This window comes from Cellulomonas sp. FA1 (assembly GCF_000986825.1).
GTDB classification, from domain to species: domain Bacteria; phylum Actinomycetota; class Actinomycetes; order Actinomycetales; family Cellulomonadaceae; genus Cellulomonas; species Cellulomonas iranensis.
Genome location: NZ_LBMY01000001.1, coordinates 2,467,621 through 2,487,674 on the forward strand (window position 1 = coordinate 2,467,621; position 20,054 = coordinate 2,487,674).

Below are 20,054 nucleotides of genomic sequence, written 5' to 3' on the forward strand. Positions count from 1 at the left end.
CTACCGTGCCGCGGTGCGTGCCGTCGTGGTCGACTCCCCCGGGGGCCCGCAGGCGTTGCGCGTCGCGCAGGTGCCGGAGCCCGAGCCGGGCCCGGGTCAGCTCCTGCTCGACGTGGCCGCCGCGGGCGTGAACCGTGCTGACCTGCTGCAGCGGGCGGGGCACTACCCGTCGCCGCCCGGCGCCCCGCCGTGGCCGGGCCTCGAGGTCGCGGGCACGGTCGCCGCGGTGGGACCGCCCGCGACGACGCACGACGGCGCACCGCTCGCCGGCGCCTCCCCGCAGGTCGGGGACCGGGTCGCGGCGCTGCTCGCGGGCGGCGGCTACGCCGACCGGGTGGTCGTGGACGCGACGCACGTGCTGCCCGTGCCGGCGCACGTGTCCCTCGTCGACGCGGCCGGGCTGCCCGAGGCCGTCGCGACGCTGTGGTCGAACATGCGGGCCGCGCACCTCGCGCCGGGCGAGACGGTGCTCGTGCACGGCGGGTCGGGGGGCGTGGGCTCGGTCGCGGTGCAGGTGCTGCACGCGCTCGGGCACCGGGTGGTCGCGACCGCGGGCGGCGCCGAGCGGTGCGCACGCGTGGCCGCGCTGGGGGCGGACGTCGTGGTGGACCACCGCGCGCAGGACGTGCGTGAGGTGGTGCAGGGCGCGACGGAAGGGCGGGGCGTGGACGTCGTGCTCGACGTGCTGGGCGGTCGCGCGCTCGGCGACAACGTCCGGCTGCTCGCCGAGGGCGGGCGCCTCGTCGTCATCGGGCTGCAGCAGGGGGCGCGCGGCGAGCTCGACCTGCCGGCGCTCATGGCACGGCGCGGGTCGGTGATCGCGACGACGCTGCGGGACCGCCCGGCCGCGCAGAAGACGCGGATCGTGCAGGACGTGCGCGAGCACGTGTGGCCGCTCGTGCTCGACGGCCGGGTGCGGCCGGTGGTCCAGGAGCGCCTGCCGCTGGCCGACGCGGCCCGCGCGCACGAGCTGCTCGAGCGGGGGGACGTGTTCGGCAAGCTCCTGCTGCTGCCCTGACGGCCCGCCGCCGCGGTCCGCTCAGTCCAGCAGGCCGGCCGCGAGCGCGGGTGCGAGCACGGGCGTCAGCGGAAGCCGCGGGACCAGCGTCGCCTGCACCGCGTGGTAGAGGTCGGCCTTGCCGGCCCACACCGTGCGCGTCACGCGGTTGTCGGTGCCGAGCTCGTGCCACCACGACCCGCCGTCGCGGTCGATCACGTGCTCGCCGACGTACTCCCACCACTGCGTGTAGAGGTCGTCCCAGCGCGGGTCGCCGGTCGCGGCGTGCAGCGCCGCGGCCGCCGCGACCGCCTCGGCCACGACCCAGTGCATGCGCTCGCGCACCACGGGTCGCCCCTGCCAGTCGACCGTGTAGACGAATCCCGGTGCGCCGTCGACGTGCCAGCCCTCGCGCACGCCCGCGTCGGCCAGCGCGACCGCGTCGTCCAGCATCCAGGCGGGGGCGACGTCCCCGCGGGCCGTCAGCGCCGCGCGCGTGTGCAGCGCGAGCCGCGCCCACTCGAACCAGTGCCCGACGGTCGCGCCGTACGGGCGGAACGGGTGGGCCGGGGTGTCGGCGTTGTACTCGAGGTCGGGCGCCCAGGTGGCGTCGAAGTGCTCGGGGATGCGCCACGCGTTCTCGCGCGCGAAGCCGTGCACGACCCGCTCGACGATCCGCGCGGCCCGGTCGAGCCAGACGCGGTCGCCCGTGACGTCGGCGGCCGCGAGGTACGCCTCGACCGTGTGCATGTTGGCGTTGACGCCCCGGTACGCGTCGAGCTCGGTGAACGTGCGGTCCCACTCCTCGACGACCATGCCCGCGGCGTCGTCCCAGAACCGCTGCTCCTGCACCGCGAGCGCGGCGTCGAGCAGGGCGCGCGCGCCGGGGCGGCCGGCGACGGTCGCGCTCGCGGCGGCGAGCACGACGAACGCGTGCGGGTACGCGGCCTTGGTCGTGTCGCGGGGCGTGCCGTCGGCGTCGACCTCGGCGAACCAGCCGCCGTGCTCGTCGTCGTGGAACGGGCCCGAGATCGCGGCGACCCCGTGGTCGACGAGCGCGGCCGACCCGGGCCGGCCCGCGAGGTGCGCGAGCGCGTAGACGTGCGTCATGCGGCACGCGATCCACAGCTCGGCGGGGCCGGGCAGCGGCCGCCCGACGTCGTCGAGCCGCGCGAACCCCGTGCGGGCGCGCGCGGCGCGCCCGAAGTCCCACAGCCGGTCGGTCTCGCCCTCGAGCCAGCGCGCGTGCGCCGGTGTGCTGAGCCACGCCATGGCCGCCAGCGTAGTTGCGGGGCTCGCCGCGCGGGGCTGCGCCGCGCGGCCCGCTCGACCATGATGGGCGGGGTGAGCGACGGCGAGCGGCACGACGGCACCTCCCCCGACCCCGCACGCGCGGAGCACGCGCCCGACGGGCCGCGGCTCGTGGTCGTGCCCGCGGCCGGCGGGGGCGACAACGGCCGGGGCGCGCAGCCCGACGAGACGCGCGACGAGGACGTCACGGGCATGGTCGAGCAGCCCGCGAAGGTCATGCGCATCGGCACGATGATCAAGCAGCTGCTCGACGAGGTGCGCTCGGCGCCGCTCGACGACGCGGCCCGCGCGCGGCTCGCCGAGATCCACGAGCGGTCGCTGCACGAGCTCGAGGAGGGGCTGTCCCCCGAGCTCGTCGCCGAGCTGCACCGCATCACGCTCCCGCTGGCGGAGGACGCGGCGCCGTCCGACGCCGAGCTGCGGATCGCGCAGGCGCAGCTGGTGGGGTGGCTCGAGGGGCTGTTCCACGGCATCCAGACCGCGCTCGTGGCGCAGCAGATGGCCGCGCAGGCGCAGCTCACGCAGATGCGACGCGCGCTCCCGCCGGGCCACCCGTCGGTGCCCGGCGGCGGGTTCGGCGTGCCGACCGGGCGCCAGGACGGGCCCGACGACATGCGCCCGTCGACCGGGCAGTACCTCTAGCCCCGACGACCTGCGACGCCGGGTGCCCGTCAGCCCGGCGCGGGCGGCTGCCCGTCGCCCGGGCCCGGGCCCGACGGGTCGCTCCCGCCGCGCGCGGTCAGGGCGATCGCGCCGGACACGAGCACGAGGCCCACGAGCTCGAGGCCGTGCGGCAGCTGCCGCAGCACGACCGCGCCGACGACCGCGGCGGTCGCGGGCAGCAGCGCGAGCAGCACCGCGAACGTCGCGGCGCTCACGCGTCGCAGCACGACCTGCTCGAGCGCGTACGGCACGACCGACGAGCACACCGCGATGACGACGACGAGCAGCGCGAGCCGGGCGTCGTGCAGCACGGGCCCGGCGCCGCCCGCGAGGAACGGCGCGAGCACGAGCCCGCCCGCGGCCATCGCGACCGCGAGGCCGCTCGCGCCGGGCGTGCCGGCGCGGGCCACGCGCCGCCCGAGCACGATGTAGCCGGCCCAGCACGCCGCGGCCACGCCGATCGCGACGAGCCCCGCGACGGCGCCCGGGCCGGTGTCGAGGCTGACGCCCGCGAGCAGCACGACCCCGACGGCGGCCACGCCGATCGCGGCGCGCTCGCGCCAGCCCGAGCCCGTGACGGCGGCGACGGCCACCGGGCCGAGGAACTCGAGCGCGACGGCCGTGCCGAGCGGCAGGTGCTCGATCGCGACGTAGAACGCGACGTTCATGGTCGCCAGGACCACGCCGAACAGGACCGTGACCGCCAGTCTCCGCGGCTCCCACAGCGCGCGCACGCGCCACGGGCGGCGCCACGCGAGCAGCAGCACGCCCGCGACGGCGACGCGCAGCCACGCGACCGTGCCCGCGGGGAGCACCGCGAACAGCCCGACCGCGACCGCCGCGCCGAGGTACTGCGTCAGCCCGGAGACGACGAACAGCGCGGGGGCGGGCACGGCGCCAGGCTACGCGGCGCCGTGCCCGCCCCCGGGCGTGCGGCTCACCCCTTGACGGACCCCGCGAGCAGGCCGCGGACGAAGTACCGCTGGAGCGACAGGAACACGAGCGCCGGCACGATGATCGAGACGAACGCACCCGCCGACAGCAGGAACCACTGCGACCCGCGGGTCCCCGTGAGGTTGAACAGCGCGACGGTCATGGGCGCGACCGTGTTGGACGACCCGGCGAACGTCAGCGCCACGAGCAGGTCGTTCCACACCCACAGGAACTGGTAGATGCCGAACGCCGCGAGCGCGGGCTTGAGCAGCGGCAGCATGAGCCGGAAGAACACCGTGACGTGCGCGGCGCCGTCGACGCGCGCGGCCTCGATCAGCTCGCCCGGGATCTCCCGCATGAAGTTGTGCAGCAGGAAGACCGCGAGCGGCAGGCCGAACATCGTGTGCGAGATCCACACGGCCCAGAACGTGCCCGCCACGCCGATGTCGGCGTACAGCGTCAGCAGCGGGATGAGCGTGACCTGGATCGGGACGACCTGCAGCGCGAACACGGCGACGAACAGGGCGTCCCGGCCCGGGAACCGCATCCACGCGAACGAGTACGCCGCGAGCGTCGCGAGGAAGATCGGCAGCACGACCGACGGGATCGTGATGACGACCGAGTTGATGATGAACGGCAGCAGCGACTGCGACGAGTCGACCGCCATGACCGTCTGGTAGTTCTCGAGCGTGAAGTTCGGGTTCGTCAGGACGGTCCACCAGCCGGTCGCGTTGATGTCGGCCGCGGGCCGGAACGACGTGACGAGCAGCCCGAACGTCGGGATGGTCCAGATCACCGCGAGCACGACGGCGGCGAACGTCGCCCAGGGCGACGTCAGGCGCTTCTTCGTGGCCCGCAGCGTGGCGCCGACGTCGCCGCGCACGGTGCCGGCGTCGCTGCCGGCGGGTGCGACGACCTGCGGCGGGGGCGGGGTCGTGGTCATCGTGCCTCCGCTCGTCGCAGCTGCCGGACGTTGTAGACGATGATCGGGATCACCAGGATGAACAGCAGGACCGCGAGCGCGGCGCCGAGCCCCTGGTTACCGGCCGTGAAGGACTGCGTGTAGAACTCGTTCGCGACGACCGAGGTGCCGTAGAGACCACCGGTCATGGTGCGGACGATGTCGAACACCTTGAGGCACCCGATGGCGATGGTCGTGAGGACCACGACCAGGGTCGGGCGGATCGCGGGCACGGTGACGAACCGGAACATCTCCGTGGCGGTGACGCCGTCGAGGCGCGCGGCCTCGACGATCTCGGCGGGGATCGCCTTGATCGCGGCCGACAGGATCGTCATCGCGAAGCCCGCCTGGATCCAGATCATCACGACGATGAGGAACAGGTTGTTCCACGGCTGGTTCAGCAGGAACTGCTGCGGCGGCAGGCCGACCCACACGAGCAGCTGGTTGAGCAGCCCGATCTGGTCGGGGTTGTTGGCGACGGTCGGGTCGTAGAACCGGTACTCGTAGACGAACTTCCAGATGATCGACGCGCCGACGAACGAGATCGCCATCGGCAGGAAGATCAGCGCCTTCGCGGCGGCCTCGCCGCGTGCGCCGTTGACCCAGATCGCGTACAGCAGGCCGACGACGGTCGCGACGACGGGTGTGACGAGCACCCACAGCACGGTGTTGCGCAGGACCACGAGCTGGTCGGGCGAGCTGAACACCGCGGTGTAGTTGCTCAGGCCGACGAACGACGAGCCCGCCGCGTCGTACAGCGAGCGCACGACCGTGCGGCCCGCGGGGTACACGAGCCCGACGAGCAGCAGCAGCACGGTCGGGCCGACGAAGAACCACGCGACGCGGCGGGCGCCGCGCCGTTCCAGCAACGAGACGACGAGCAGGACCAGGCCGATCACCGCGGCGAACGCCACGAGCGCCAGCACCATCGCGACGAGCTTGTCGGCGATGTTCATCGAGCCTCCCAGGGCAGGGGACCGTGGACGGGGGCGGGGCGCACGCGCGCACCGGGGATGACGGCCGGACCGTCCCACCACGCGGGGCGGGACGGTCCGGCCGCGGACCGGACGTGCGGGCCCGTCAGGACCCGCGCGTCACGTCACCCGTCACGGCCAGGCGGCCTCGATCTTGTCGAGCGTCTCCTGGGTGGACTGCCCCGTGATCCACGCGGTCGCCTCGCGCCAGAACGCGCCGTTGCCGACGGCGGCGGGCATCTGGTCGGAGCCGTCGAACCGGAACTCGGAGGCCGGGTCGAGCAGGATCTCGGCCGAGAGCTTGTCGATCGGGTTCACGAGGTTCGCGGTGTCGAGACCCTTGTTGGCGGAGATCCAGCCGCCGTTGGTCTCGTCGGACGAGGCCTTGGCCTTGAGGTTGGCCCACGTGTCGGTGGACCAGAACTCGAGGAGAGCCTGCACCTCGGGGCGGTCGGAGAACGCGGTGACGAACTCACCGGCGCCGAGGACCGGCTTGGTCGAGGCGTCCTTGGCGGGCAGGTAGAACGCGAACACGTCGCCGTCCTCGGCGATGTTCGTGCCCTCCGGGAAGTTCGCCGCGTAGAACGACGCCTGGCGGTGCAGCGAGCACTGGTCCTGCAGGATCGGCAGGCCCGCGTCCTGGAACGCGGTGGTGGCGATCGTCGAGACGTCGCCGAAGCCGCCGTTCACGTTGGCGGGGTCCTTGAGGTACTCGCCGACCATGTCGAGGGCCTCGGTCGGCACCTCGGAGTTGAACGCGATCTCGTGCTTGACCCACTGGTCGTACACGTCGCCGCCGCCGACGCGCAGGACGAAGTCCTCCATCCAGTCCGTGAGCGGCCAGCCCGTGGCCTCGCCGGACGCGATGCCCGCGCACCACGGCTTGTTGTTGCCGTCCGCGACGATCTTCTCGGTGAGGCTCTTGAGCTCGTCGAGCGTCTGCGGGACCTCGTAGCCGTTGTCCTTGAACTGCTTCGGCGAGTACCAGACGAGCGACTTCACGCTCGCGCCCGACGGTGCGGCGTAGAACGTGCCGTCGACGGACCCGAGCTCCTTCCAGGACGGGTCCCAGAACTCCTCGACGTTCTTGGCGACGCCCTCCGGTGCCGCCTTGACCGTGCCGGTCGCGACCAGCTGGGCCAGCAGGCCGGGCTGCGGGACGATCGCGATGTCGGGCGTGTTGCCCGCCTGCGCGCGGACCAGGATCTGCTGCTCGAACTGCTTGTCGGCCTGGTAGTCGACCTTCGCGCCCGTGCACTCCTCGAACGGCTTGAAGGACGTGATGTAGGGCGTGTCCTCGGGCGCGACGATCCCGGCGTAGACCGTGATCGTCTTGCCGCTGAGGTCGCCGTACTGGTCGTAGTCGGCGCAGTCGACCGACCCGCCGGCGGTGCCGCCGGACGTCCCGGTGCCGCCCGGCGTCCCGCCCTCACCCGTGCTGCAGGCCGCGAGCGCGAGCGCCGCGACCGTCCCGGCGACCAGTGCGCCGGCACGCCTGTGCATGTGCCTCATCGATCCCCCAAAACGTCGTTGTCCTCCGATAACCGGCGCAACGACACAACGCCGTCCGGCGCGTCGTCGCAAGCAGGGCAGCGCTCGATTCGGTCACGATTCGGTCACGTCGCCCCTGAGGCACGTCGGAATGCGCTCACCTGGGACCTCGTGCCCACGGCCCCACGCACGCGGCGTGCTGGCCTGCGGCGGCGTCGCCGCGGGGTCGTGCAGGGCGCGTCAGCGCAGCACGCGCCGCAGCACCTCGACCGCGCCGTCGTCCTCGATCGTGCCGGTCACCTCGTCCGCCGCGGACCGCACGACGTCGCTCGCGTGGCCCATCGCGACGCCGCACGCGGCCCACCGCAGCATCTCGACGTCGTTCTCGCCGTCGCCCAGCGCGAGCGTCTCGTACGGCTCGACGCCGAGCTCGCGACGCACGTCCTCGAGCGCGCTCGCCTTGGTCACGCCGCCCGGCGTGAGGTCGAGCCACGCCGACCAGCCGACCGCGTACGTCACCTCGCGCAGACCGACGCGCTCGACCAGCGCGTGGAACTCCTCGGGGGTGCTGTCCGGCGCCCGCACCACGACACGCGTCGCCGGTGCCGCCGCGAGCTCGTCGAGCGTCGCGACCGTCTGCTCGCCCGTCAGCTCGTTCGGCGGGAACGGCTGCGACACCAGGAACCCCACGCCGAGGTCCTCGACCGCGAAGAGCGCGTCCGGCAGCTCCAGCGCGAGCGTCCGCAGCGCCGGTCCGGGGTCGAACGTCACGGTGCGCACGAGCGCGTACCCGCCCGGCTCGTCGGGGTCGAGCCGCGCCGTCACGGCGCCGTTGGACGCGACCACGTAACCCGTCGTCAGGCCCAGGTCGGCCGCCACGCGCGTCGCCGAGTGCACCGCGCGCCCCGTCGCGACGACCACGTGCACGCCCGCCTCGACGAGCGCCGCGACCCCAGCGCGGACCTCCGCGGAGATCACGCCGTCGTACGACATGAGGGTCCCGTCGACGTCGAGCGCGACGAGGCGCGTGCGGCTCACCGCACCGGCTCCAGCACCTCGAGGCCGCCCAGGTACGGGCGCAGGCCCTCGGGGACCCGCACCGAGCCGTCGGCCTGCTGGTGGTTCTCCAGCAGCGCGACGATCCAGCGCGTCGTGGCGAGCGTGCCGTTGAGCGTCGCGACCGTGCGCGTGCCGTCCTCGGTGCGCTCGCGCACCCCCAGGCGGCGGGCCTGGAACGTCGTGCAGTTCGACGTCGACGTGAGCTCGAGCCAGCGCTGCTGGCTCGGCAGCCACGCCTCGCAGTCGAACTTGCGCGCCGCGCTGCTGCCCAGGTCGCCCGCCGCGGTGTCGATCACGCGGTACGGCAGCTCGGCGAGCGCGAGCATCTCCTTCTCCCACGCGAGGATCCGCCGGTGCTCGTCCGCCGCGTCCTCCGGGCGCGCCCACACGAACGCCTCGACCTTGTGGAACTGGTGCACGCGGATGATGCCGCGCGTGTCCTTGCCGTACGACCCGGCCTCGCGGCGGTAGCACGCGCTCCACCCGGCGTACCGCAGCGGACCGTCCGACAGGTCGACGATCTCGCCCGCGTGGAAGCCCGCGAGCGCGACCTCGCTCGTGCCGACCAGGTACAGGTCGTCGGCCTCGAGGCGGTAGATCTCGTCGGCGTGCGCGCCGAGGAACCCGGTGCCCGCCATGATCTCCGGCTTCACGAGCGTCGGCGTGATCGTCAGCGTGAAGCCGTTGCGCGTCGCGAGGTCCACGGCCGCGTTGAGCAGCGCGAGCTCGAGGCGCGCGCCGACGCCGGTGAGGAAGTAGAACCGCGACCCGGAGACCTTCGCACCGCGCTCGGTGTCGATCGCGCGCAGCCCCTCCCCGAGGTCGAGGTGGTCCTTCACGACGAAGTCGGGCCCGTACTCGGCCGCGAGGTCGCGCGGCGTGCCGACCTGCTCGAGCACGACGTAGTCGTCCTCGCCGCCCGCGGGCACGCCCTCCTCCACGACGTTGCCGATGCGGCGCGCGAGCTCGGTCGCGCGCTCCTCGGCCGCGGCCGCGTCGGCCTGCAGCGCCTTGACCCGCGCCGCGAGGTCCTTGGTGTGCGCCAGCAGCGCCTGCTTCTCGTCGCCCGACGCCTGCGCGACCCGCTTGCCGAGGGACTTCTGCTCGGCCCGCAGCGTCTCGAACTCGGTGAGCGCGGAGCGCCGGCGCGCGTCCGCGTCGAGCACCTCGTCGACGAGGTGCGGGTCCTCGCCGCGCGCCACCTGGCTGGCACGCACGACGTCCGGGTCCTGGCGCAGGAGCTGCAGATCGATCACCCCCCGACCCTACCGACCCGGCCCCGGCGACTGCCCCCGGGCGCCCCCGGCGGCGCGCCTGGCGCCGCCGCGGGCACCGCCGCGGGCACCCGTGGCGCGTCCCGGCCTGCGCCCGGGCCTGCACGGCCGTAGATTCCGGGCATGTCGTGGGTCGGGTGGGTGGCGGTCTCCGCCGGTGTGCTGGCGCTCGTGGCGGTCGCGCTGGGGCTGTGGGTCTACCGCCAGCAGGGCCGCCTGCGCGCGCAGGTGGCGGCCGTCGCGCCCGCCGGCACGGACGCCGGGCAGGCGCCGCGCGGCCAGCTCGTCGCGTTCGTCGCCAACCCCTCGAAGCCCGACGTGACGTCGCTGCGCGCGGCCGTCCGCAAGGCCGCGAGCGAGCAGTACCTGCCGGAGCCCCTGTGGTTCGAGACGACCGTCGAGGACCCCGGCGTCGGGCAGGCGCGCGAGGCCGTGGCGGCCGGCGCCGACCTCGTCGTCGCGGTCGGCGGCGACGGCACCGTGCGCGCGGTCGCCGAGGCGCTCGCGGGCACCGGCGTGCCGATGGGCCTCATGCCGCTGGGCACCGGCAACCTCCTGGCCCGCAACCTCGACGTGCCGCTCAACGACCCGATCGGCGCGATGCAGCTCGCGGTCGACGGCCAGGACAAGCGCATCGACGTCGGCTGGCTGCGCGTCCTGCGGCACGAGTCCGAGATGGACGACGACATCGCCGAGGCCGCGGACGACGAGCCCGCCGACACCGACGAGCCGCGCGACCACATCTTCCTCGTCATCGCCGGCCTGGGGTTCGACGCCGCGATGGTCGCCGACGCCGACGACCAGCTCAAGGCCCGCATGGGCTGGATCGCCTACTTCGTGGCGGGCGTCAAGCACCTGCACGGACGCCGCCTGCGGGTGCGCGTCACGCTCGACGACCGTCCGGCGCAGCAGGTCCGGCTGCGCAGCCTGCTCATCGGCAACTGCGGCCGCCTGCCCGGCGGCATCACGCTGCTGCCCGACGCCGTGATCGACGACGGCGTGCTCGACGTCGCCGTCATCGACACGCGCGGCGGCATCGCCGGCTGGGCTCAGCTGCTCGGCGAGGTCGTGCTGCAGGGCGTCGGCGTGCGCAACGAGCTGCCCAACAAGATCGGCCGCATCGACCACGCCCGCGCGCGCGAGCTGCACATCGAGGTCGCGGGCGGCGAGCACGTGCAGGTCGACGGCGACATCGTGGGCCGCGCGCGCGAGCTCACGGCGCGCGTCGACCCCGGCGCGCTCGTCGTGCGCGTCGCGCGCTGACGCGTCCGGCACGTCGCGCGCCGACGCGTCAGGTCACGTCGCCCGCGCGCAGCCGCGCGAGCCAGCTCCGCGCCTCGACGAAGTCCGCGTCCGCCGTGCCCACGTGCACGAGCGGCGCGACCGCGTCCGCGCGCGGGTAGGAGCCGAGGAAGCGCACGTACGGGCAGCGCCGGTGCAGCCCCATGAGCGCCTCGCCCACGCGCTCGTCCGTCACGTGCCCCTCCGCGTCGATCGAGAACGAGTACCGGCCCAGCGCGTCGCCGATCGGACGCGACTCGATGCGCGAGAGGTTCACGCCCCGCGCGGCGAACTGCTCGAGCATCGCGAGCAGCGCACCCGCCTCGTTGTCGGGCAGGTGCACCACGAGCGTCGTCTTGTCGGCCCCCGTCGGCGCGGGCACCTCCCCCGGCGGGCCCACGACGACGAACCGCGTGAGCGCCGACGGGTTGTCCGCGACGCGCTCGGCGAGCGGCACGAGCCCGTACGTCGCGACGGCCGCGGGTGGCACGAGCGCCGCGTCGAACGCGAGCCCCCGGGCCGCGTCCGGGTCCCCCGACGCGAGCGCGTCCGACAGCAGCGCCGCCGGCGCCGTGTTGCTCGTCGCCGGCACGTGCACCGCACCCGGCACGTGCGCCGCGAGCCACCGCCGGCACTGCACCCACGCGTGCGGGTGCGCCGACACGCGCCGCACGTCGGCCAGCCGCGCACCCGGCGCGGCGACGAGCGTGAACTGCACCGGCACCAGCACCTCGCGCAGCAGCACGAGCGGCTCACCCGTCGCCAGGGAGTCGAGGGTCGCGGTCACGCCGCCCTCCGCGGTCGACTCGATCGCGACCACCGCACGGTCGGCGTCGCCCGAGCGCACGGCCGCGAGCGCCGAACCCACGTCCGTCTGCGGCAGGTAGACCGCGTCGTCGCTCGACGCGACCTGCCGCAGCGCCTCCTCCGTGAACGTCCCCGCCGGCCCGAGGTACGCGTAGCGCAGCACCGTCATGCCCACTCCCTCCGCACGTCGTCGCCGTCGAGGCCCGCGTGCGGCGGACCTGTGCACGCGCCGCGAGGGCTTCGCGTCCGCTCGGTGCGCGGCCGCGCCCGCGGCGCCGCCGAGCCTAGTGCCCGCACGTACGCTGGGTCGGTGCCCCGGACCCTCCGCGCGCTGACCGCTGCCCTCGTCACCGGCCTCGCCCTCCTCGTCGCGGCGCCCGCGCACGCCGCCGAGCCGGACGCCGCGCCCGGGCCCGTCGTGCTGGTCGGCGTCGCCGGGCTGCGCTGGGACGACATCGGGTCGCTCACGACGCCCGCGCTGTGGGGCCTGTCCCGCGCGGGCTCCGTCGGCGACGTCACGACCCGCTCGGTGCGCTCGCGCGCGTGCCCCGCCGACGGCTGGCTCGCCGTCTCCGCCGGCAACCGCGCCGCCGACCTGCCCGCCGAGGACGGCACGTGCCGCACGCTGCGCGACCCCGGCGAGTCCGGTCAGGTCCCCGGCTGGGAGGACTACCGCGCGGCCGCCGCGGGCGAGTCCTACCGCGCGCGCCTCGGCCTGCTCGGCGGCGAGCTCGAGCGGTCCGGCACCACCGCCACCGGCATCGGCCCGGGCGCCGCGATCGCGCTCGCCGACGCCGACGGCGTCCCGGTCGGCACGCACCTGCGCATGCCCGCGCAGCAGCGCGACCTGCAGCGCGCGGTGCGCGAGGCCGCCGCGACCTCGCAGCTCGTCGTCGTCGACGCGGGTGTCGTCCGCGACCCCGGCTGGGCGACCGCGGCCCGCCCCAGCACCCCCACCCCGACCGTCGCGCCGGGCGAGGAGGAGGACCCCGGGCTCGGCCTCGGCGGCACGCAGGAGCTGCCCGGGTCCGAGTCGATCGTCGAGCCGACGCGCGCGCAGCAGGCCGTGACGATCGACGCGCACGTCGACGCCGTGCTCGACGGCCTGCGCGGCACGGACGCGACCGTGCTCGTGGTGTCGTTGGCCGACTCGGGACGCGTCGCGCTGCAGCTCGCCGCCGCGACCGGACCGCGCCCGGGCGGTGACGCCTACGGCGCGAGCCTGCTCACGTCGGGGTCCACGCGGCAGCAGGGGCTCGTGCAGACCGTCGACGTCACGCCGACCCTCCTGGCGCTGCTGGGCCTGCCCGACGTGCCCACGATCCCCGGTGCGCAGATCGTCCCGACGCCCGGGCCCGCGACCGGCGGCGCACGCGTCGCGCGCGTGCTCGACATCCAGGAGGAGGCCAGCGCGATCACGCGCGTGCACGGCGCCTTCTCGGCGCGCATGGTGCTGAGCCAGGCCGCGCTGTTCCTCGTCGCGGCCGTGGTGCTGCTGCTGCGCGGACGCACCGACCGCGCGCCGCTGCGTCCCGCGCTGAGGGCCCTGCAGGTCGCCGCGCTCGCGCTCGGCGCCGCCCCCGTCGCGTCGTTCCTCGCCGGGACCGTGCCGTGGTGGCGCGCCGACCGGCCCGCGACCGCGTTCTGGGCGGTTGTGGTCGGCTGGGTCGCCGTCGTCACGGCGGTCGCCCTCGCCGGGCCGTGGCGGCGGTACGTGCTCGGGCCGGCGGGCGTGGTCGCGGGGGTCACGGTGGGCGTGATCCTGGTCGACGCCGTCACGGGCTCGAACCTGCTCGTCGACTCGCCGCTCGGTGCGCACCGCATCCTCGCGGCACGGTTCTACGGCATGAGCAACCAGGCGTTCGCCCTGGTCCTGGCCGCGGGCGTCCTCGTCGCGGTGGTCGTGGCCGACGCGCTGCTGCGGCGCGGGCACCGCCGGGCCGCGGTCGCGGCGGTCGCCGGGATCGGGCTGGCGATCGTCGTGGTCAACGGCTCGCCGTCGTGGGGCGCCGACTTCGGCGGGCCGCCCGCGCTGCTCGTCGCGTTCGCGATGCTCGCGGTGGCCGTGAGCGGCCGTCGCGTGTCGTGGCGGACCGTGCTGATCGTGTGCGCCGTGGGCGGCGCCGTCGTGCTGGGCTTCGCCTACCTCGACTGGCTGCGCCCCGCCGCGGACCGCACGCACGTCGGCCGGTTCCTCGACACCGTCATCGACGGCGGCCTGTGGGACGTGGTCTGGCGCAAGCTCTCGGTGAACCTGCGCGTCCTGACGTCGTGGCGCTACCTGGTGCTGGCGATCGGCGGCGTCGCTCTCGTGCTGCTCGTGCTCGTGGGCCCGCGCCCGCGGCGCGGCGCGCTCATGGGTGAGGGGTCGCCCCTGGCCGGCCTGCAGCGCGCGGTCCCGCTGCTGCGGCCCGCGGTCGCGGCCACGGGTGTCGCGCTCACGGTCGGGTTCCTCATGAACGACTCGGGCATCATCGTCCCGGCCATGGGCATCGCCGTCGCGGTGCCGTGCCTCGTGGCCGCCGCCGCGCAGTGGCGGCTCGACGCGGGCGCGGACGACGTCGACGCGACCGGGCCCGGCGCGACGCCCGACGGCACCGCCGAGGTCAGCGCTCGGCCGGACGCTCCCGCGGGGTCGTCGCCCGCTTGAGCCCGCCGACCGCGGCGCGTGCGCGGCGCGCGTTGACGGCGATCTGCACGTCCCGGTACTGCGCCGCACGGTGCAGCTGACCCTTGAGGTCGGAGCCCGACGGGCGGTGCCGCAGCTCGCACGGCACCTCGAGGACGCGGAAGCCCTGCCGCAGCAGGTCGATCGTCATGCCCGTCTCGACGCCCCAGCCGCGCGCGAGCGGCGTGGCCGCCTCGAACGCCTCCCGCGTGAGGCAGCGCATGCCCGACAGCGGCTGCGTGGGGGTCCAGCCGGTCATCGACGCGATCGCACGCCGTGCGGCGCCGACGACGATGCCGCGACCGCCCGCGCCGGGCTGCGGCGGCAGCAGCGCGATCGTCAGGTCGGCGACGCCCTCGAGCACGGGCGGCACGAGCGGCGCGGTGTTGACGGCCGTCTCGGCGAGGTCGCCGTCGATGAACAGCAGGTGCCGCGGCGCCCGGTCCGGCGCGTCGCGCATCGCGACGACCGCGGCCCCCGTCTCCATCGCGGCGGCCTTGCCGCGGTTGTGCGAGTGCCGCACGACGACCGCTCCGGCCTCGCGCGCGACGTGCTGCGTGTTGTCCTCGGAGCCGTCGTCGACCACGAGCACGAGGTCGACGTACGGGATGGCGCGGGCCGCACGGACGGTCGCCGCGATGCGACGCGACTCGTCCTTGGCCGGGATGATCACGGCGACCCGCTGCCGGGGGGCGCGCGCGGCGCGCGGTGCGGGCGCGCGGCGCTCCGCCGTCGGGGGGTCGCGGTCGCGTCGTCGGTCGCGTCGGCCCCCGGTCGGACGCCCTCGCTCCCCGTGCCAGTCACGGTGACCACCCTATCGACCGCGGGAGGGTGGTCGCCTCACGAGCGACGGGCCCGGGCGCGCACCGCGCGCCCGGGCCCGTCCTGGTGAGCGGCAGGTCAGCGCAGCGTGACCTGGCGGGCCACGAGGCCCGCGCGGGCGCGGCGCGCGTCCGCGTCGAGCGGGGCGTCGTCCGCGAGCGCCGCGGCGAGCGCGGGCGCGAACGCCTTCACGCCGTCCTCGACGTCGTCGGCCTCCGATCCGCGCGCGAGCTCCCACACCGGGACGACGATGCCCGCGGCGCGGAAGTAGCCGATGAACTTGTGGCCGTCGAACCCGGACTCGCGGCGGCCGTGCAGCCGCGCGAGGCCGTCGAGCACGACCTGCTCGTCGTCGGCCTGCGCCCAGCGCAGGTACTCGCGCGCGCCCATGCGGCACCAGTACGCCGACTCGACCGACGTCAGCCGGCGCGTGTCGACGATGCCGGCGTCGGCGTCCTCCATCGCGGCCTGCAGGTCGGGGGTGATCTCGGTGCTCGGGTCGAGCCAGTACGCGAAGCTCTCCTGGACCGTGACCTCGAACGGGACGGTCGGGTCGAGGACGTCCTGCAGGCGGGGGCCGGGGGTCGGCAGGCCGATGGTCTCGATCGCGGTGCCCGGCTCGGCGTCGAGCGCGAGCAGCAGGGCCGTCGCGACGTCGCGCGACGCGTCGCCCGAGCTCGTGCCGGTCTGCAGCGCGACGAGCACGACGCCGTCGGCGCGGTGCAGCGCCGCCCACGAGTTCGGCAGGATCGTCGTGACGAGGACGTCACGCGCGCCGTGCTCGGCGGTCGTGCGGACCGTCGCGGTCGCGGCGGGCACGAGCTCGCGCATCGCGACCCAGTCGGGCTCACCCGGGAGCCCCTCGAACGGGCGCAGCACGAACTCGGTCGTCTTCTTGGCCATGCGCGCCAGCCTAGCGACTCACCACGCGCCCCCCTGCGCCGCCGCCTCCCCGCCACCACCCCCGACGTCGACGCCGAAGCAGGCCGGAGAGGGCGGGGCGAGCGGGCGACCCGGGGCCGGGCGGCCCGCTCCGGCGGGGTGTCGGGCCGAGGGCGGAGGTGAGCGGTCCGAGCGGGTGCGCGGCAGGCCTCGGCTGCGGGAGGATCGGGGCATGCACCCGCGCGCCGGCACCCCCGCCCAGCCCTCCGACCTCGTCGACGTCGACGCCCTGCTGACCGCGTACCACGACCGCGAGCCCGACCTCGACGACCCCGCGCAGCGGGTCGTGTTCGGCACGTCGGGCCACCGCGGGTCCGCGCTCGACGGCGCGTTCAACGAGGCGCACATCGTCGCGATCACCCAGGCCATCGTCGAGTACCGCCGCGCGCAGGGCACCGACGGCCCCCTGTTCATCGGGCGCGACACGCACGCGCTGTCCGAGCCCGCGTGGACGACCGCGCTCGAGGTGCTCGCGGCGGCCGAGGTCGAGGTGCACGTCGACGCGCGCGACTCGTGGACCCCGACGCCCGCGGTCTCGCTCGCGATCCTGCGCCACAACGGCGCGGGCACCGCCGCGGGCGTGCGCACGCAGGGCCCGGGCCTGGCCGACGGCATCGTCGTCACCCCGTCGCACAACCCGCCGCGCGACGGCGGCTTCAAGTACAACCCGCCGCACGGCGGCCCCGCCGGCTCCGACGCGACCGGGTGGATCGCGGACCGCGCCAACGAGATCCTGCGCAGCGGGTGGCGGAACGTGCCGCGCGTGGGTGTCGTGCAGGCGCTCGCGGCGCCGACGACCCGCAAGCACGACTACCTCACGTCGTACGTCGACGACCTCGCGAACGTCGTCGACCTCGACGCGATCCGCGCGGCCGGCGTGCGCATCGGCGCCGACCCGCTCGGCGGCGCATCCGTCGAGTACTGGGGCGCGATCGGCGAGCGCTACGGGCTCGACCTCACGGTCGTCAACCCCGAGGTCGACCCGCGGTGGGCGTTCATGACGCTCGACTGGGACGGCAAGATCCGCATGGACTGCTCGTCGCCGTACGCGATGGCGTCGCTGCTCGAGCGCATGCAGCCCGGACCGGACGGGCGCACCCCGTTCGACATCGCGACGGGCAACGACGCCGACTCCGACCGGCACGGCATCGTCACGCCCGACGCGGGGCTCATGAACCCCAACCACTACCTCGCCGTCGCGATCGCGTACCTCTACGGCGGCGCACGCCCGGGCTGGCCCGCGGGCACCGCGATCGGCAAGACGCTCGTGTCGTCCTCGCTGATCGACCGCGTCGCGGCGTCGCTGGACCGCCGCCTGCTCGAGGTGCCGGTCGGCTTCAAGTGGTTCGTGCCCGGTCTCATCGACGGGTCCGTCGGGTTCGGCGGCGAGGAGTCCGCGGGCGCGTCGTTCCTGCGCACCGACGGCACGGTGTGGACCACGGACAAGGACGGGATCCTGCCCGCGCTGCTCGCCTCCGAGATCCTCGCGACGACCGGCAGGAGCCCGTCGCAGCACCACGCCGAGCTCGTCGACCGGTTCGGCGAGTCCTTCTACGCGCGCGTCGACGCCGCGGCCACGCGCGAGCAGAAGGCGACGCTCGCGGCGCTCTCGCCCGAGCAGGTCACGGCCACCGAGCTCGCGGGCGAGCCGATCACGGCCAAGCTCACGCGCGCGCCGGGCAACGACGCCGCGATCGGCGGCCTCAAGGTCACCACCGAGAACGCGTGGTTCGCGGCCCGCCCGTCCGGCACCGAGGACGTCTACAAGATCTACGCCGAGTCGTTCGTGTCCCCCGAGCACCTCGCGCAGGTGCAGGAGGCCGCGAAGGACGTCGTCGCGCAGGCCCTGCAGGCCTGACGCCCCCGGGGAGGGTGACCCGATCGCACTCTCACGCCCCACGGGAGAGGTGACCCGATCGCACTCTCACGCCCCACGGGAGAGGTGACCCGATCGCACTCTCACGCTCTGCAGGAGGGGGTGGGAGTGCGATCCGGTCACCGGGTCAGCGGTGGTCCAGCAGGTCCTGGTACTCGGCGTGCCGCGCGACGTACGCCTTGACGAACGGGCACAGCGCGACCACGCGTCGGCCCGACGCGCGCACGTCGTCGAGCGCGCCGCGCACGAGCGCCGAGCCGACGCCCTGCCCCTCGGCCTCCGGCTCGACCTCGGTGTGCGTGAACACCACGCGCCCGTCGTCGACCACGTACGCCGCGAGGCCCAGCAGCTCGCCGCCGGGCGTGCGCGCCTCGAACCGGCCCTCGGCGGGCACGTCGGTCACCACCACGTCGCTCATGGCGTCGATCATGGGCGACCGTCGCGGCCCGCGCACGCGTGGCGGAGGGTGTCGGCGACGGGTGCGAGCATGAGCGCATGCTCCAGACCTACCGGGACGTCCTCGCGCGCCCCGGCGCACTCGCGTTCTCCGCCACCGGTGTCGTCGCCCGCCTGCCCATGTCGATGGTCGGCATCGGCATCGTCCTCATGGTCTCGTCGCTGTACGGCTCGTACGGGCTGGCCGGGCGGGTGTCCGCCGCGATGGTCGTCGCGCAGGCCGCGGGCGGCCCGCAGATTGCACGCCTCGTGGACCGGTACGGGCAGGCGCGCGTCATGCGCCCCGCGATCGTGGTCTCGGCGACGAGCATCGTGGGCCTGATCGTGGCGGCGTCGGTGCACGCGCCGTCCGCGTGGCTGTACGTCACCGCGGTGCTCGCGGGCGCGACGATCGGGTCGTTCGGCTCGCTCGTGCGCGCGCGCTGGACGCACGTGCTGGGCGACGACCCGCGGCGCATCCACACCGCCTACTCGCTCGAGTCCGCGCTCGACGAGCTCGTGTTCGTGGTCGGCCCCGTCGCCGCGACCGCGCTCGCCACGAGCGTCGCGCCGACCGCCGGGCTGATCGTGCCCGTCGTCGCGATGCTCGTCGGGGGCCTGGCGTTCCTGTCGCTGCGCCGCACCGAGCCCGCCGTCGCCGCGGCGCACGAGCCCCGCCCGCGCGGCAGCGTGCTCGCGCGGCCCGGCATGCTCGTGATCATCCTGGTGTTCGTCGCGATCGGCGGGATCTTCGGCGCGACCGACGTCGCCACCGTCGCGTTCGCCGAGGAGCAGGGCAGCAAGGGCGCGGCGGGCCTGATCCTCGCGGTGTTCGCGCTCGGCTCGCTCATCTCCGGGCTGCTGTACGGCGCGCGGCACTGGGTGTCGCCGCTGCACCGGCGGTTCGCGATCGGCGTGGTCGCGCTCGCGATCGGCGTGTGCGCGTTCTTCCTCACGCAGTCGCTGTGGGCGCTCGCGGGCGTCATGTTCGTGGTCGGGTTCGCGATCGCGCCGTCGATCATCAACGGCAACGCCCTGGTCGCGGAGCTCGTGCCGGCGGGGCGGCTCACCGAGGGCCTGACCTGGGTCGGCACGGGCCTGAGCGTCGGGGTGTCGGTCGGGTCGTCCCTCGCCGGCACGCAGATCGACGCGGGCGGCTCGCACGCGGGCTTCCTCGTCGTCGTGGCCTCGGGCGCGGCCGCGCTGGTCGCGACGCTGGTCGCGCTGCCCTCGCTGCGGCGGCAGGCGGCGGCGCGTGCGGGCGCGGACGCCGCGGACGACGCACCGGGTGACGTGCCGCCGACCCCCACGGACGCCGGTCCGGCCGCGGACGCGGACGCGCTCGCCGACGCGACGTGCGTCGAGGACCAGCCGACGAGCCCCACCGCGGGCGCGGCCGTCGCGGCTGCCGAGCTGGCCACCGACCGGACGGGCGACACCCCCGGGCGCTGACGGCCCTCGGCTCCGCACCTCGCGCGTCGTGCGGCGTCCGGCAGGTCCGGTCGTGCGGAGCACACCCCACCCGGGCGCGGGCCGCGACACCCGGGCGACCCTGCGCAA

General features: G+C 75.3%; 17 protein-coding genes. 6 read left to right on the top strand and 11 right to left on the bottom strand.

Going from position 1 to position 20,054, the window contains the following annotated elements; all coding sequences use genetic code 11:
- The first annotated feature begins 13 nt into the window (after positions 1-13).
- Positions 14-1,018, top strand: a complete 1,005-nt coding sequence (locus tag GY42_RS11120; RefSeq protein WP_046529369.1) for an NAD(P)H-quinone oxidoreductase — start codon at positions 14-16, stop codon at positions 1,016-1,018.
- Positions 1,019-1,039: 21 nt separating this feature from the next.
- Here the strand turns inward: GY42_RS11120 and GY42_RS11125 are convergent, their stop codons facing one another.
- Entirely contained in the window at positions 1,040-2,269 is a 1,230-nt protein-coding gene (locus tag GY42_RS11125) for an AGE family epimerase/isomerase (RefSeq protein ID WP_046529370.1), read from the bottom strand.
- Between the two features lie 63 nt (positions 2,270-2,332).
- Between GY42_RS11125 and GY42_RS11130 the strand changes: the two genes are divergently transcribed.
- Complete coding sequence (locus tag GY42_RS11130; RefSeq protein WP_046529371.1) at positions 2,333-2,950, top strand: bacterial proteasome activator family protein; 618 nt, start codon at positions 2,333-2,335, stop codon at positions 2,948-2,950.
- Positions 2,951-2,979: 29 nt separating this feature from the next.
- On the opposite strand, the gene GY42_RS11135 is transcribed toward GY42_RS11130, so the two are convergent.
- The 6 genes from GY42_RS11135 to serS form a co-directional block, all read right to left on the bottom strand.
- Positions 2,980-3,864, bottom strand: a complete 885-nt coding sequence (locus tag GY42_RS11135) for an EamA family transporter (RefSeq protein WP_046529372.1) — start codon at positions 3,862-3,864, stop codon at positions 2,980-2,982.
- 44 nt (positions 3,865-3,908) lie between these two features.
- Positions 3,909-4,847, bottom strand: a complete 939-nt coding sequence (locus GY42_RS11140; protein WP_082131488.1) for a carbohydrate ABC transporter permease — start codon at positions 4,845-4,847, stop codon at positions 3,909-3,911.
- Positions 4,844-5,821 (bottom strand): carbohydrate ABC transporter permease, encoded by a 978-nt coding sequence (locus tag GY42_RS11145; protein ID WP_046529373.1) that lies wholly within the window; start codon positions 5,819-5,821, stop codon positions 4,844-4,846. Before GY42_RS11145 ends, GY42_RS11140 begins: the two co-directional genes overlap by 4 nt.
- A gap of 150 nt (positions 5,822-5,971) precedes the next feature.
- Complete coding sequence (locus tag GY42_RS11150; RefSeq protein WP_330217847.1) at positions 5,972-7,342, bottom strand: ABC transporter substrate-binding protein; 1,371 nt, start codon at positions 7,340-7,342, stop codon at positions 5,972-5,974.
- A 228-nt stretch (positions 7,343-7,570) separates the two neighbouring features.
- On the bottom strand, positions 7,571-8,368 hold the full coding sequence (locus GY42_RS11155; protein WP_046529375.1) for an HAD family hydrolase: 798 nt from the start codon (positions 8,366-8,368) through the stop codon (positions 7,571-7,573).
- Positions 8,365-9,645 carry a serine--tRNA ligase gene (gene serS / locus GY42_RS11160; RefSeq protein WP_046529376.1) on the bottom strand — a complete coding sequence of 427 codons (1,281 nt, stop codon included), beginning with the start codon at positions 9,643-9,645 and terminating at the stop codon, positions 8,365-8,367. Before serS ends, GY42_RS11155 begins: the two co-directional genes overlap by 4 nt.
- Before the next feature lie 141 nt (positions 9,646-9,786).
- On the opposite strand from serS, the gene GY42_RS11165 reads away from it, so the two are divergent.
- The gene (locus tag GY42_RS11165) at positions 9,787-10,926 is read left to right on the top strand and encodes a diacylglycerol/lipid kinase family protein (protein WP_046529377.1); all 1,140 of its coding nucleotides are present in this window, start codon (positions 9,787-9,789) and stop codon (positions 10,924-10,926) included.
- A 28-nt stretch (positions 10,927-10,954) separates the two neighbouring features.
- Here the strand turns inward: GY42_RS11165 and pheA are convergent, their stop codons facing one another.
- On the bottom strand, positions 10,955-11,920 hold the full coding sequence (gene pheA / locus GY42_RS11170; protein WP_046530874.1) for a prephenate dehydratase: 966 nt from the start codon (positions 11,918-11,920) through the stop codon (positions 10,955-10,957).
- A 141-nt stretch (positions 11,921-12,061) separates the two neighbouring features.
- On the opposite strand from pheA, the gene GY42_RS11175 reads away from it, so the two are divergent.
- Complete coding sequence (locus GY42_RS11175; protein ID WP_052748340.1) at positions 12,062-14,401, top strand: hypothetical protein; 2,340 nt, start codon at positions 12,062-12,064, stop codon at positions 14,399-14,401.
- Here the strand turns inward: GY42_RS11175 and GY42_RS11180 are convergent.
- Positions 14,358-15,092 (bottom strand): glycosyltransferase family 2 protein, encoded by a 735-nt coding sequence (locus GY42_RS11180; protein WP_046529378.1) that lies wholly within the window; start codon positions 15,090-15,092, stop codon positions 14,358-14,360. The two genes, GY42_RS11175 and GY42_RS11180, sit on opposite strands and share 44 nt — an antisense overlap.
- A gap of 227 nt (positions 15,093-15,319) precedes the next feature.
- Entirely contained in the window at positions 15,320-16,144 is an 825-nt protein-coding gene (locus tag GY42_RS11185) for a DUF5926 family protein (RefSeq protein ID WP_046529379.1), read from the bottom strand.
- A gap of 211 nt (positions 16,145-16,355) precedes the next feature.
- Here GY42_RS11185 and pgm point away from each other — a divergent pair, with 211 nt between their 5' ends.
- On the top strand, positions 16,356-18,041 hold the full coding sequence (pgm, locus tag GY42_RS11190) for a phosphoglucomutase (alpha-D-glucose-1,6-bisphosphate-dependent) (RefSeq protein WP_046529380.1): 1,686 nt from the start codon (positions 16,356-16,358) through the stop codon (positions 18,039-18,041).
- A gap of 145 nt (positions 18,042-18,186) precedes the next feature.
- Here pgm and GY42_RS11195 read toward each other — a convergent pair whose 3' ends face one another.
- Positions 18,187-18,477: a GNAT family N-acetyltransferase gene (locus tag GY42_RS11195; RefSeq protein ID WP_046530876.1), complete on the bottom strand. Its 291-nt coding sequence runs from the start codon at positions 18,475-18,477 to the stop codon at positions 18,187-18,189.
- Between the two features lie 77 nt (positions 18,478-18,554).
- Between GY42_RS11195 and GY42_RS11200 the strand changes: the two genes are divergently transcribed.
- On the top strand, positions 18,555-19,946 hold the full coding sequence (locus GY42_RS11200) for an MFS transporter (RefSeq protein WP_046530877.1): 1,392 nt from the start codon (positions 18,555-18,557) through the stop codon (positions 19,944-19,946).
- Positions 19,947-20,054 lie beyond the last annotated feature (108 nt).